The organism is Methylobacterium mesophilicum (assembly GCF_022179445.1).
Lineage (GTDB): Bacteria > Pseudomonadota > Alphaproteobacteria > Rhizobiales > Beijerinckiaceae > Methylobacterium > Methylobacterium mesophilicum.
The window spans coordinates 69758-82374 of record NZ_BPQU01000011.1 but is presented as its reverse complement, the minus strand read 5'-3'; the positions used below and the strand labels follow the sequence as shown (position 1 = coordinate 82374).

Below are 12617 nucleotides of genomic sequence, written 5' to 3'. Positions count from 1 at the left end.
CCCTGTCCCGTGCGGGAGAGGGACAGGGTGAGGGGACAGTTGTCTCCGGAAAGGGCGTATCCCTCACCCCAACCCTCTCCCGCACAGGAGAGGGGGTCCGCTGCGGCCCGCTCGCTGCTGACGGAAGAGCGTCTTCCCTACGGAGAGGGGGGAGGGAGACGCGCCCGCAGCCTCGGGCTGCGCCATATTCTCTGTCTCCCCCTCATTCCCGCCCTGGCGGGCTGCGTGGTCGGCCCCGACTACAGCCGCCCCTCCGTGGAGACGCCGCTCGCCTACAAGGAAGGCGGCAAGCGCGAGGACAGCCCGGCCGTCGTGGCGGCGCGAAAAAAGGGCTGGCGCGAGGCCCGGCCCAACGACGCAGCGGAGCGCGGCGACTGGTGGCGGGTGTTCAAGGACCCGACCCTCGACCGCCTGATCCGCCTGGTCGACGTCGACAACCAGTCCCTGCGGCAGGCGGTGGCGAATTACCGGCAGGCCCGGGCGCTCGTCGCCTCGGCCCAGGCCGCCCTGTACCCGACCGTCGTCGGCGCCCCGAGCATCACCCGGACCGGCAGCGGCAACACCGTGCGCACCAGCGCCGCGCTGCTCGGACAGGCCAGCTGGGAGCTCGACCTGTTCGGCGGCACCCGCCGGAACATCGAGAGCGAGGCGGCGCTGGCCCAAGCCGACGCCGCCACGATCGCCGCGACCCGGCTGACCATCCAGGCCGAGGTCGCGGCCGACTACCTGACCGTACGCTACGCCGACGCCCTCCAGAGGGTGCTCGACGAGAACGTCGCGAACTTCAAGAAGACGCTCGGCATCACCGAGAACCAGTACGCGGCCGGGGTCGCGGCCCGCTCGGACGTGATCACGGCGCAGACCCAGGTCCAGACCATCGAGGCCCAGGCCATCGCGATCCGGCTGACCCGGGTGCAGTACGTCAACGCCATCGCGACCCTGATCGGGCGCCCGCCTTCGGAGGTGACGATCCCGGTGGCCGGCATCGGCCGCAACCCGCCCCCGGTCCCGGTCGGGATCCCGTCCGACCTGCTCGAGCGGCGGCCGGATGTCGCCCAGGCCGAGCGCCTGGTGCAGGGCCAAAGCGAGCGGATCGGCGTCGCGGTCGCCGCGTTCTACCCCACGGTGACGATCTCGGCCCAGGGCGGCGTCTCCGGTCTGACCCGCAACGGCCTGTTCTCGGCCGCCAACCAGGTCTGGTCAACGACCGCGGCCGGGACCGAGGTCCTGTTCGATGGCGGCGCCCGAACGGCGGCGGTGCGCTCGGCCGAGGCCGGCTACGACGCGGCGGTGGCCAATTACCGGCAGGTGGTGCTCGCCGCCCTGGCGGAGGTCGAGAACCAGATGGCGGCCCTGCGCATCCTGGGCCTGCAGCAGAATGCCCAGGACGCGGCGGTCGAATCGTCCCGCAAGGCCGTGGAGATCACCCTCAACGAGTACCGGGCCGGCACCCAGAACTTCACCACGGTGGTGACCGCGCAGGGCCTGCTCGTGAGCAACGAGATCAACGCCCTCCAGGTCCGGCTCAACCGCTTCACCGCGGCGGTCACGCTGATCCGGGCGCTGGGCGGCGGCTGGGACGTCCGCGCCCTGCCGAGCGATGCCGAACTGAAGGGTCCGACCCTGCCGATCGACCGGGGCGGCCAGGCCGTCCGCCCGGACGAGTGAGGCGCACGATCCTGAACCCTGATGTCGGGCTTTGCCCAGGTATCAGGGGCTTCGCCCTCGAACCCCGCCGAAGGGCTGAGCCCTTCGGGATCCCGGATCAGCCGTGTTCCGCGTGGCCCGGGCAGGGCTGCACCTCCACCGTGACGTGGCTCAGGCCCCGCACCCCGGCGAGCCGGGCCTTGTAGTGCGCGGGCGGCTGCGGGTTGTCGCTGACGAGCGCGATCACCGCGGCGCGGTGGCCCGGCCCGACCTGCCAGAGGTGCAGGTCGCTCACCCGGTCGCCCTCCGTCTCCAGGCGGGCGCGGATGTCGGCCGTGGCGGCCGGGGACGGCCGGGCGTCGAGCAGAACGAGGCCCGCCGTGCGCAGCAGGGTCCAGGACCAGGCCAGGATCACCACCGTGCCGACCAGGCCCATGGCCGGATCGAGCCAGGCGAGGCCGAGATAGCGCCCGCCCAGCAGGGCAGCGATCGCCAGGACCGAGGTCAGCGCATCGGCCATCACGTGGATGTAGGCGGCGCGGAAGTTGGTGTCGTGGCCGCCATGCCCGTGTCCGCCATAGTCGTGGCCACCATGACCGCCATGGCTGCGGCCGCCATGGGCGTGGCCGTGATCCCCGTGGTCGTCGTGCAGGAGCCAGACGCTGGCGAGGTTCACCACGAAGCCGAGGACGGCGATCGGGATGGCCGACCCGAAGCCGATCGGCGCCGGGTGGAGCAGCCGGTCGAGGCTCTCGGCGCCGATCAGCAGGGCGATCAGGCCCAGGATGATCGCGCTGGCGAAGGCCGCCAGATCCCCGAACTTGCCGGTGCCGAAGCTGAACCGCGGATCCGCCGCGTGGCGCCGGGCGAAGCGGTAAGCCAGCGCCGCGATGCCGAGCGCCGCCGCATGGGTCGACATGTGCCAGCCGTCGGCGACCAGCGCCATCGAGCCGTACCAGGTGCCGCCGACGATCTCGACCACCATCGTGGCTGCGGTCAGCGCCACCACCGCCCAGGTCCGGCGCGCGTGCCGGTCATGACGGTCTCCCAGGAACACGTGGCCGTGGCTCCAGGGTTCGAGGGAATGGGTATGCATGCGCGATTCTCCACCGCTGTCCGATCGCAGCAGCATAGAGACACGCGACAGGAACGGGCATTGCTACCGGTGGGTTGTCACGCCGATTTGCTGCAGTGCAGCCCGAAAGGAGCCAGGCATGGCCGAGCAGACGATAGCCCTCAAGGACGATGCGGCCAGCGGCACCAAGCCGGCGCCGCCCTGCACGCTGGTGATCTTCGGGGCCGGCGGCGACCTGACCAAGCGCCTCCTGATGCCCTCGCTCTACAACCTGGCCGGGGCCGGGCTCCTGCCGGAGGGTTTTTCCATCCTGGGCGTCGACCATTCGGACGGCACCGACGAGTCCCTGCGGGACAACCTCACCCAGACCATGGAGGCGTTCAGCAAGGACCCGACCTCGGAGTTCCACGCCGACCACATCGACGCCAAGAGCTGGGGCTTCATCCGCGACCGGCTGCACTACCTGAAGGGCGATTTCGAAAAGCCCGAGACGTTCGCGGCGGTCAAAGACAAGGTGAAGGGCAGCGCGGTGTTCTACTGCGCGGTGGCGGCCCGGTTCTTCGGGACGATCGTGGACGGGCTCGGCCAGGCCGGCCTGCTCAAGCAGGAGGACGGCGATTTCCGCCGGGTGGTGATCGAGAAGCCGTTCGGCTCGGATCTCGCCTCGGCCCGGGAACTCAACGCCCGGATCCTGAAGCAGGCCGACGAGAGCCAGTTCTACCGCATCGACCACTTCCTGGGTAAGGAGACGGTCCAGTCGATCATGGCGTTCCGCTTCGCCAACGGCCTGCTCGAGCCGGTCTGGCGGCGGGAATACATCGACAGCATCCAGATCACCGCGGCCGAGACCGTGGGCGTCGAGGAGCGCGGCGGCTTCTACGAGCCGACCGGGGCGCTCCGGGACATGGTGCCCAACCACATGTTCCAGCTTCTCTGCATGGTCGCCATGGAGCCGCCGAACTCGTTCGACGCCGAGGCGGTGCGCTCGGAGAAGGCCAAGCTCGCCCAGGCCGTCCGGCCGATCCCCCCGGAGGACGCGGTGCGCGGCCAGTACACGGCGGGCACCTCCGAGGGGCGCGACGTGCCGGGCTACCGCGACGAGCCGCACGTCGCCAAGGACTCGGTCACCGAGACCTACATCGCTCTCAAGCTCAACATCGAGAACTGGCGCTGGGCCGGCGTGCCGTTCTACGTCCGCACCGGCAAGCGCATGACCGGGCGGCGCACCGAGATCGCGGTGCTGTTCAAGCCAGCCCCGTTCAAGATGTTCGAGGACACGCCGAACGCCGACCTCGGACCCACGGTGATGCGGATCATGATCGACCCGGACCACGGGGTCGGCACCGAGTTCAACGTGAAGGTCCCGGGCCCGGAGATGAAGATCGGCCGGGTGAGCGCCGCGTTCCGCTACAAGGACTTCTTCGCCGACCAGCCGAATGTCGGCTACGAGACCCTGCTGTACGATTGCATGATCGGCGACGCGACCCTGTTCCAGCGGGCCGACAACATCGAGGCCGGCTGGTCGGCGGTGGATCCGCTGCTCAAGGGCTGGCCGCAGGCGGACGTGAAGCCCTATCCGGCCGGCAGCACCGGGCCGAAGGACGCCGACGACCTCCTGGCCCGGGACGGCCGCCACTGGCTGGGCCTCGACGGCAAGACGGATTGAGGACCGTGACGACCGAATGACCGGACGGTTTCACCCCAGACCCCGAATTGCCGCAGACCGAACGGGAGGCATGGTTCTGCTGTCAAGTACAGGTGGGCTTGGCTTCAGCGAAGGCCGGCCGCCTGATCGGCACGGAAGAGGTCGACGCTCGGTTTGCGGCCAAGCGCGCATCTACGCAGCGACGTCTCGATGCTGCGAAGGACGGTGCCGGTCTGGACGCCCAAGGCGTCCCGACCGCCTGATGCCGCGGTTCGAAACCCAACGCTTTCGCAGTGTCCGGGCCGGCACATGACCCGGTGGTTTCGTAAACGGTGTTGATCCCTCCACCCCGTCATTCCGGGGCCGCAAGGCGGAGCCCGGAATCCATAAACGCAGATCGGGCAGGACCTTGCACCGTCAGCGGCACTGGATTCCGGGCTCGCCTGCGGCGCCCCGGAATGACGGGGAGCGACAGGACCACCTGTGCAAAGGCCCGGCGTCGCCCCTCGAGCAGGATTGGCTGGCTCAAAGATCTTGAAAGGGCTGAGCCCTCTGGGAACCCTGATCTCAGCGCCGCTTGAACGGCAGCATCGCGGCCACGGCGAGGGCGTCGACCCGGTTGTTCAGCGGGTCGCTGGCGTGGCCCTTGACCCAGTGCCAGGCCACCTCGTGGCGGGCGTTGGCCGTATCGATCCGGCGCCAGAGGTCCTCGTTCTTCACCGGCTTCTTGTCGGCGGTGCGCCAGCCCCGGGCCTTCCAGTTGTGGATCCAGCTGGTGATGCCCTGGCGCAGGTACTGCGAGTCCGTGAACAGGTCGACCCGGCAGGGGCGCTTCAATGCCTCCAGGGACTCGATCGCCGCCAGGATCTCCATGCGGTTGTTGGTGGTGTGCGCCTCGCCGCCCGAGAGCTCCTTCTGGGTATCGCCGAAGATCAGGATCGCGCCCCAGCCGCCCGGTCCGGGATTCCCCGAGCAGGCGCCGTCCGTGTAGATCTTCACCCGCATGGGCTCGGTTGCGGTCTCGGTCGTCTCGGTGCTCATCCGTCCCTCAGACCTGCCGCCCGTAATCCCGAGCGTCCCGCGCTTGGCGATGGAATGTGAGCCGGCGATCGAACTCCCGCGGGTCCAGGGGCTTCACCAGGGCGCCGGGCGGCACGTTGAGCCAGTCGACCAGGCGGGTCAGCATGAAGCGGAGCGCCGCGCCCCGGCACAGGATCGGGAGGGCCGCGACCTCGTCGGGCTCCAGGGGCCGCACCGCCTCGTAGCCGGCAATCAACGCCGCGGCCATGTCCCGGTGGAAGCTGCCGTCGGCCTCGAAGCACCAGGCGTTGAGGCAGACCGCGAGGTCGTACGCGAACGCGTCCGTGCAGGCGAAATAGAAGTCGATCAGCCCGGAGAGGCTGTCGCCGATGAAGAACACGTTGTCGGTGAACAGGTCCGCGTGGATCACCCCGCCCGGCAGGTCCTGGGGCCAGGCGGCTTCGAGCAGCGCGAGGTCGGCGCGGGTGCGCTCCGCCAGGCCCGGCGTGACCGAATCAGCCTGGGCCTCGGCCTGGGCGAAGAGCGGGCGCCAGGAGTCCACCGACAGGCTGTTCTCGCGCACCATCGCGAAATCGGCGCCGGCCGCATGCAGCTCGGCGAGCGCCCGGCCGAGTTCCCGGCAATGCCCAACGCCGGGCGTCTTGACCGAGACGCCCTCCAGGAAGCTGACGATGGCGGCCGGCCGACCGCAGAGCTGCCCAAGCGCCGTGCCGGCCCGGTCCCGCACCGGCTGCGGACAGGCGAGGCCGCGCGCGGAGAGGTGCTCCATCAGCTCGATGAAGAACGGCAGGTCCCCCGCCCGCACCCGCTTCTCGTAGAGGGTCAGGATGTAGGAGCCCTGCGTCGTCTGCAGGTAGAAATTGGAATTCTCGACGCCCTCGGCGATGCCCTTGAAGGAGAGCAGGGTGCCGATGGAATAGGCGGACAGGAACTCGGAGAGCGCCGCGTCGGATACCTCGGTGTAGACGGCCACGTGTTCGCGCTCGTGTTTCTTCTTAGAGTTTCAGGATCGTCGACAGGCTGCACAGCGACCCGACGGACCCGGCTTTCCGACTCGCCGCCTCATCCTGAGGTGCTGCAGAGCATCCCAGCCGGCCGCACGGATCCCCGGAGGTCTCCTCCGAGCCCTCCGCTGCGCCCCGTCACCTCGGGATGAAGGGGGCGGACGGGATAAGCCCCCTCCTGAGTCGGGGCCCGGATCCTGGCGCGGCCTACTCGGCCGCTTCGCTGCGCAATTCGCGCGGCAGCGGGAAGACCATGTCCTCGACCACGGTCGAGACGGTGTCGACGATCACATCGTAGCGCGCGGCGAAGGCCTCGATGATCTCCTCGACCAGCACCTCGGGGGCCGAGGCGCCTGCCGTGAGGCCGAGCTTGCGGATGCCCTCGAAGGCCGGCCAGTCGATCTCCTCGGCGCGCAGCACGAGGCGGGTGATCGGGCAGCCCACGCGCTCGGCGACCTCGCGCAGGCGCTGGGAGTTCGAGGAGTTCGAAGAGCCGACCACGATCAGGGCGTCCACCAGCGGGGCCACCTGCTTCACCGCCTCCTGGCGGTTGGTGGTGGCGTAGCAGATGTCGTCCTTGTGCGGCCCGGTGATGTTCGGGAACTTCTTCTTGAGCGCCTCGACGATGTGGCGGGTGTCGTCGACCGACAGGGTCGTCTGGGTGACCCAGGCGAGGTTGTTGGGATTCTCGGGCGTCAGGGCCTGGATCTGGTCCAGATCCTCCACCAGGGTGATCGAGCCCTTGGGCAGCTGGCCCATGGTACCCACCACCTCGGGATGGCCGGAATGGCCGACCAGCAGCACGTGGCGGCCGCGCTTGTGGTGGATCTCGGCCTCGCGGTGGACCTTGGTGACCAGCGGGCAGGTGGCGTCGATGGTCGTGAGCCCGCGGGAATCGGCGTTGGCCGGTACCGTCTTCGCGACGCCGTGAGCGGAAAAAATCACCGGGGCGCCGCTGTCGGGCACCTCGTCGAGTTCGCGGACGAACACCGCGCCCTTCCGCTTCAGGCTCTCGACCACGTACTTGTTGTGGACGATCTCGTGGCGGACGTAGACGGGGGGCCCGTAGAGGGCGAGAGCCCGCTCCACCACGTCGATGGCCCGCACCACGCCGGCGCAGAAGCCGCGTGGGGCACAAAGCAGGATCTCCAGCGGCGGCTTGCCGGTGGTGCCCTGAGCGGGCGCGAGGGACGCGAGGTCTGCGGTCATGGTGGCGATGTGGCGAGGGCGGGGCTGTCCTGTCAACGGTCCTAGACTGCGAACCGGGCAGGAAGACGACCGCGGAGCGTCCCTGTAGCACGTTTGCCGCGCGTTTTGGACCCGGGGTGCCCGGATCCTTGACCTAGAGCCGCCGAATCCCGGTCACCGCCCCGAAACTGTTCTCCTGGATTCGGGCGACCGCGCCGGCCAGCGGCTCCGCCGCCACCGCCATGTGATGGCCGTTGGCGTGGATCAGCGTCTCGGAGTCGCGCATCAGCCCGACATGGCCGCGCCAGAACACGAAGTCGCCCCGGCGCAATCCGTCGAGGCCGAGCGGCAGCGCCCGGCCCAGGGCCCGCTCCTGCATGTCGGCGTCGCGCGGGCAGGGGAGGCCGGCGGCGTCGAGGCAGAGCTGCACGAGACCCGAGCAATCGAGCCCCAGGCTGGTGCGGCCGCCCCAGAGATAGGGAATCCCGGCGAGCCGCTCGGCCGTGGCCGCGTAGTCGGGCTCGTGCTGCGCCAGCGGGGCGCAGTGGCGCGCGAAGACGTAGCCGTCGGGGGTCTCGAGATAGGCCCCGGCCTCGCCGGTGACGACGAGGCGCGCGCCGAGGCTGAGATGGGCGCGCACCGGCCGCTTCAGGTCGGGCTCGGGATACAGGAAGGTGCGCAACGCCGTGACCCTGTGGGTCGGCTCGGGCGCGGCGGGGCCGAGGCAATCGGCCGGCAGGTAGCCGACATAGCCGTCTCGGACGAGCTGCACGAAGGCGAACCCGTCCTGTTCGGCGTAGAGGTCCACGGCGTCGCCGAGCAGCGCCTCGGTGTCGAGCCCGGCCTCCGGCGACGGCGCCCGGCGCAACGGCGCCGCGGGCGCCACGACCCGGCGCGGGGCGGCGGCGACGAAGCGCTCCGCCGTGACCCGGCCGCGCAACCGGATGTCGGCGACGTCCGGACGGGCCGGGGTGAGGCGGGGATCGAGTGATTCGGCCATGGCGCGCGAGCCTAGCGCATCGTCCAGGGGATCGGATCCCGGCCGATGCGCGCGGTCTCGGGTATCCTCGCATCCCGGAGGTTCGGCTCCTCCGTCGGCACGACGCTCCGGACCGTCGCCGCCCGGTCCGGGACGGGGATCGCGACCCCCGTCTGGCACCCCGCGCGGGCACGCGCTATTATGCCGCAGCGCGATGCCGACCCACGCGCGGATGATGTTCGCCCTGTGGAGCGAGGGCAATGGCGTGCCGTATGCGGTATTCCAGCCCACGACATGTTCCCCGGACGGGCAACCGCCGATTATGATGCACTGCACAACCGGCGCGGAAGGCGCTATGTCTGTTCGATGATGACCGCGAGTCGCCCCGTGAAGAAGACGCAGAAGAGCTTCGCAGACCTGCCGCCGATCCGCGTGCGCCGCGAGCCGCCCACGGTGAACGAGGCGGTCGCCGCCGCCCAGGACCTCGCCGACGATGTCGAGCAGCAGGTCGAGATCGCCGCCGGCCTGATGGGGCTGCCGGCCGACGAGGTCCGCCCGCACGTCCTGGCGGCCAAGAAGGCCCGGCCGGAGCGGGTGCCGGAGCGGATCCTGACCCATGCCAGCCCGAGCCGGGCGCCCCGCACCGTCGTGGTCGAGCGCCGTACCCGCCCGACCGTGGTGATCGAGCGCCGCACCCGGCCCCTCGCCCCGCCGCGCTGACCGGTCCCTACCGGCGGCGCGCCGGCTTCAGTCCGGCGCCACGCAAAGTCCCAAACGATCAATCGGCGGTCTGGACCGACCAGGTGGCGTGGCGGATGCCCGGCGCCTTGGCGAGATCGGCTGTCACCGCATCCAGCTCGCTCGCCTTGACGGCGCTGGCCGTCAGCGTCGCGACCACGTCGACCGCGCCTCCGCCGCGCTCCTCGACCTCGACGTTGCTGACCGGATAGTTCGCCGCCTCCAGGCGCTCGACCAGCAGATCCTGGGCGGGGCCGGCCTCGCCGGGCGCGGTGGTCACCTGCACCTCGTAGGTCGCCTCGGTGGAGGATTCGCGGATCGGGGCGCGGTTGATGGCGTTCACCAGGGGCCGGAGCGCCGTGTTGCAGGTCAGCACCGTGACGGTGACGAACACCGCCTCCAACGGCAGGTCGGCGCCGCAGAACGCCCCAACGGCGGCGGAGCACCACAGGGTGGCGGCCGTGTTGAGACCGCGCACGTTCATCCCCTCCTTCATGATCACGCCGGCGCCCAGGAAGCCGATGCCGGAGATCACGTAGGCCACCGTGCGGACCCCGCCGTCCGGGCCGGTCAGCCGCATGCCGAGATCGACGAAGGCCGAGGCGCCGATCGCCACCAGCACCGCGGTGCGCAGGCCGGCGGTACGCTGCCGGTACTGCCGCTCGGCCCCGATCGCCGTGCCGAGCACGAAGGCGACGATCAGGCCGATGGCGGATTTGAATTCCTCGGGGATGGCGGCGTAGCTGGTCATGACGGTCTCTTGCGAGGCGAGAGGTGACGAAACCGTGACATCATGGCCTGCTGGGCGCGCCGTCCGGGATAGCGGATCCGGGGCGGCGCGCCAGGCCCTTGGTTTTGCATCACCTTTCTCCGGGAGCCGACAAAAGGACCCCGGGATGACGCCCGGCACGGACCGGAGGCAGAACCGGCCGGGATTGACGGCCCTACCGGGCAGCGGGCACACCGGCCTCAACCTGAGGATCCCTTGAGAATACGGGACCCGGGCCGAGGAGACGTGCAGGATGCAGGACACGGCCCCCGTGGCGGGTGTATTTTTCCGCGCCCGAGCGTTCTCCGCATGAGCGACGCCCTCGCCGAACGCCGGCCCGAGGCCGAACCGGACGCGGCCCTGCACGGGCGGGTCCTGGCCCTGCGCGACGGGCTGGAGCGCGGCCTGATCGGCAGCGCCGGCTTGGTCGAGCGTCTACTGATCGGTCTGCTCACCGGTGGCCACCTCCTGATCGAGGGCGCGCCGGGCCTGGCCAAGACCCGCGCGGTCAAGCGGCTGGCCGACGGGCTCGACGGCTCGTTCGCCCGCATCCAGTGCACCCCGGACCTGATGCCGGCCGACCTCACCGGCACCACCGTCTGGCGCCAGGACAGCGGCAGCTTCGAGTTCCTGCAGGGCCCCCTGTTCCACGCCCTGGTGCTGGTGGACGAGGTCAACCGGGCGCCGCCCAAGGTGCAGTCGGCCCTGCTCGAGGCGATGGCCGAGGGGCAGATCACGGTCTCCGGGCAGACCCATCCGCTCGCCGACCCGTTCATGGTCGTGGCGACCCAGAACCCGATCGAGCATGCCGGCACCTTCCCGCTGCCGGAGGCGCAGCTCGACCGCTTCCTGCTGCACGTCGTGGTCGAGATGCCCGACGAGGCCACCGAGCGGGCGATCCTCGACCTCGTGGAGGGCGAGATGACCCACCATGCCGAGGCCATGCCGGTGCGCCTGTCGCTGGCCGACGTGCGCGCCGCCCGGGAGGCGGCTCTGGCCACCTACGTGTCGCCGGCGCTCAAGGATTACCTGGTCCGCCTGGTGGCGGCGACCCGCACCGATACGGCGGCGCCGGACCTGCGGGCGATGATCGAGCACCCGGCCTCGCCGCGCGGCACGCTCGCGCTGATGATGGCGGGCAAGGCCCGGGCCTGGCTGCGCGGCCGGGACCACGTCACCCCGGAGGACGTCACCGAACTCGCCCGGGACGCGCTCTCCCACCGCATCGGCCTGACCTGGCGCGCGGCCGCCGAAGGCAAGACCGCCCGCGGCCTGGTCGGCGAGCTGGTGCAGCGGGTCCGGGCGCTCTGAGGGTGTTCGGGCTTTGGAACAGGAGCCGGAAACGCCCTCCCCCCTCTGCGGGGGAGGGTACCCTGCGCAGCAGGGGGGGCCGGGACGAAGTCCCGCAAGAGGGGCAGCGCGACGGTTCAGGATCTGAAGCCCGTCGCGATCTTTCCGGCAGCGTCGCTCCCCTCTCCCGACCCGGCCTGACGGCCGGCCCACCCTCCCCCGCAGCGGGGGGAGGGAAGAGCGCGCGTTTTGAGAGTGCCGCCCAGTCCCAAATGAACGGCATCCATCTCTCGGGTGAGTCCCTGATGGGCCTGCGCCATCTCGCCCGGCGGGGCGCGGCGCCGGCGACCCGGACGCTGGCGGGCCTGCCCGGCGGCATCGTCACGAAGCGGCGCGGGCGCGGGTCCGAGCCGGAGGACGTGCGGCTCTGGTCCGAAGGCGACGACCGCCGGTTCATCGACCGCAACGCCACCGCGCGCACCGGGCAGCTGCACGTGCGCACCCATCACGACGAGCGCGACCGCGCCGTGGTGCTGCTCGCCGATTTCCGGCCCTCGATGCTGTTCGGCACCCGCCGGACCCTGCGCTCGGTGGCCGCCGCCGAGGCCCTGGCGCTGCTCGGCTGGCGGGTGGCGGCCGATGGCGGCCGGGTCGGCCTCGCGGTGGCGACCTCGGGGGCGCCGACGGTGCTGCGCCCGGCCGGCGGCGAGCGCGCCATGATCGCGGTGACCGGCGCCCTGGCCCAGGCCCATGCCGACGCCCTCGCGGCGGCCGGCGCCGCCGGGTCCGACGCACCCCTGGAGCCGATCCTCGGGCTCGCCCGCAGCCTGCTGCCCGCCGGCGGACATCTGGTCATCGCCAGCGCCCTCGACGCCCCGGGCCCGGGCTTCGACGCGACGCTGACCCTGCTGGCCGAGCGGGTCGCGATCCGGCTGATCCTGGTGAGCGACGCCTTCGAGCGCGCCCGCCCACCGGGCTACTATCCCTTCGCGTTGGCCGATGGCCGGCGCGGCACCGCGCTCCCGACGGCGCTGCCGGGTGAGACCGCCGAGGCGCGGCTCGCCGACTATGCCCGCCGGGGCATCGCCGGGGTGCGCCTCGACGTCGAGGCCGGCCCGGAGGCCTATGCGCCGCTGATGGAGCGCCTCGATGCGGTGCTGTGAGGCTCGGGGCTCGTCCCGAACGGTGCTTGCCGGCTGTCGGGCCGGGATGGTGCCCCAGCGAAGCCCGGCCGTGTCGCC

At 71.1% G+C, this 12617-nt stretch carries 11 protein-coding genes; 5 read left to right on the top strand and 6 right to left on the bottom strand.

The annotated features are described in order from the left end of the window. Nucleotides 1-177: 177 nt before the first annotated feature. A complete protein-coding gene (locus MFF40_RS13275) occupies nt 178-1668 on the top strand; it encodes an efflux transporter outer membrane subunit (RefSeq protein WP_147855117.1) in 1491 nt (496 codons plus the stop codon). 97 nt (nt 1669-1765) lie between these two features. On the opposite strand, the gene dmeF is transcribed toward MFF40_RS13275, so the two are convergent. After that, nucleotides 1766-2743: a CDF family Co(II)/Ni(II) efflux transporter DmeF gene (dmeF, locus tag MFF40_RS13270; RefSeq protein WP_147855111.1), complete on the bottom strand. Its 978-nt coding sequence runs from the start codon at nt 2741-2743 to the stop codon at nt 1766-1768. 118 nt (nt 2744-2861) lie between these two features. Here dmeF and zwf point away from each other — a divergent pair, with 118 nt between their 5' ends. Then, nucleotides 2862-4388, top strand: a complete 1527-nt coding sequence (gene zwf / locus MFF40_RS13265; protein WP_147855112.1) for a glucose-6-phosphate dehydrogenase — start codon at nt 2862-2864, stop codon at nt 4386-4388. A gap of 546 nt (nt 4389-4934) precedes the next feature. Here zwf and rnhA read toward each other — a convergent pair. The 4 genes from rnhA to MFF40_RS13245 form a co-directional block, all read right to left on the bottom strand. Beyond that, nucleotides 4935-5408, bottom strand: coding sequence for a ribonuclease HI (gene rnhA / locus MFF40_RS13260; RefSeq protein WP_147855113.1), 474 nt, complete (start codon nt 5406-5408; stop codon nt 4935-4937). A 7-nt stretch (nt 5409-5415) separates the two neighbouring features. Continuing rightward, nucleotides 5416-6381, bottom strand: coding sequence for a homoserine kinase (gene thrB / locus MFF40_RS13255; RefSeq protein WP_147897550.1), 966 nt, complete (start codon nt 6379-6381; stop codon nt 5416-5418). A 238-nt stretch (nt 6382-6619) separates the two neighbouring features. Then, the gene (ispH, locus tag MFF40_RS13250) at nt 6620-7621 is read right to left on the bottom strand and encodes a 4-hydroxy-3-methylbut-2-enyl diphosphate reductase (RefSeq protein WP_147855115.1); all 1002 of its coding nucleotides are present in this window, start codon (nt 7619-7621) and stop codon (nt 6620-6622) included. Nucleotides 7622-7754: 133 nt separating this feature from the next. Continuing rightward, nucleotides 7755-8600 (bottom strand): C40 family peptidase, encoded by an 846-nt coding sequence (locus tag MFF40_RS13245; RefSeq protein ID WP_147897551.1) that lies wholly within the window; start codon nt 8598-8600, stop codon nt 7755-7757. Nucleotides 8601-8966: 366 nt separating this feature from the next. On the opposite strand from MFF40_RS13245, the gene MFF40_RS13240 reads away from it, so the two are divergent. Next, nucleotides 8967-9299, top strand: a complete 333-nt coding sequence (locus MFF40_RS13240; RefSeq protein WP_238260815.1) for a hypothetical protein — start codon at nt 8967-8969, stop codon at nt 9297-9299. A 58-nt stretch (nt 9300-9357) separates the two neighbouring features. On the opposite strand, the gene MFF40_RS13235 is transcribed toward MFF40_RS13240, so the two are convergent. Further along, nucleotides 9358-10068 carry an MgtC/SapB family protein gene (locus MFF40_RS13235; protein WP_147857001.1) on the bottom strand — a complete coding sequence of 237 codons (711 nt, stop codon included), beginning with the start codon at nt 10066-10068 and terminating at the stop codon, nt 9358-9360. A gap of 327 nt (nt 10069-10395) precedes the next feature. Between MFF40_RS13235 and MFF40_RS13230 the strand changes: the two genes are divergently transcribed. After that, a complete protein-coding gene (locus MFF40_RS13230; protein WP_147897552.1) occupies nt 10396-11397 on the top strand; it encodes an AAA family ATPase in 1002 nt (333 codons plus the stop codon). 284 nt (nt 11398-11681) lie between these two features. After that, nucleotides 11682-12539 carry a DUF58 domain-containing protein gene (locus MFF40_RS13225; RefSeq protein ID WP_308447705.1) on the top strand — a complete coding sequence of 286 codons (858 nt, stop codon included), beginning with the start codon at nt 11682-11684 and terminating at the stop codon, nt 12537-12539. The last annotated feature ends 78 nt before the right edge of the window (nt 12540-12617 follow it).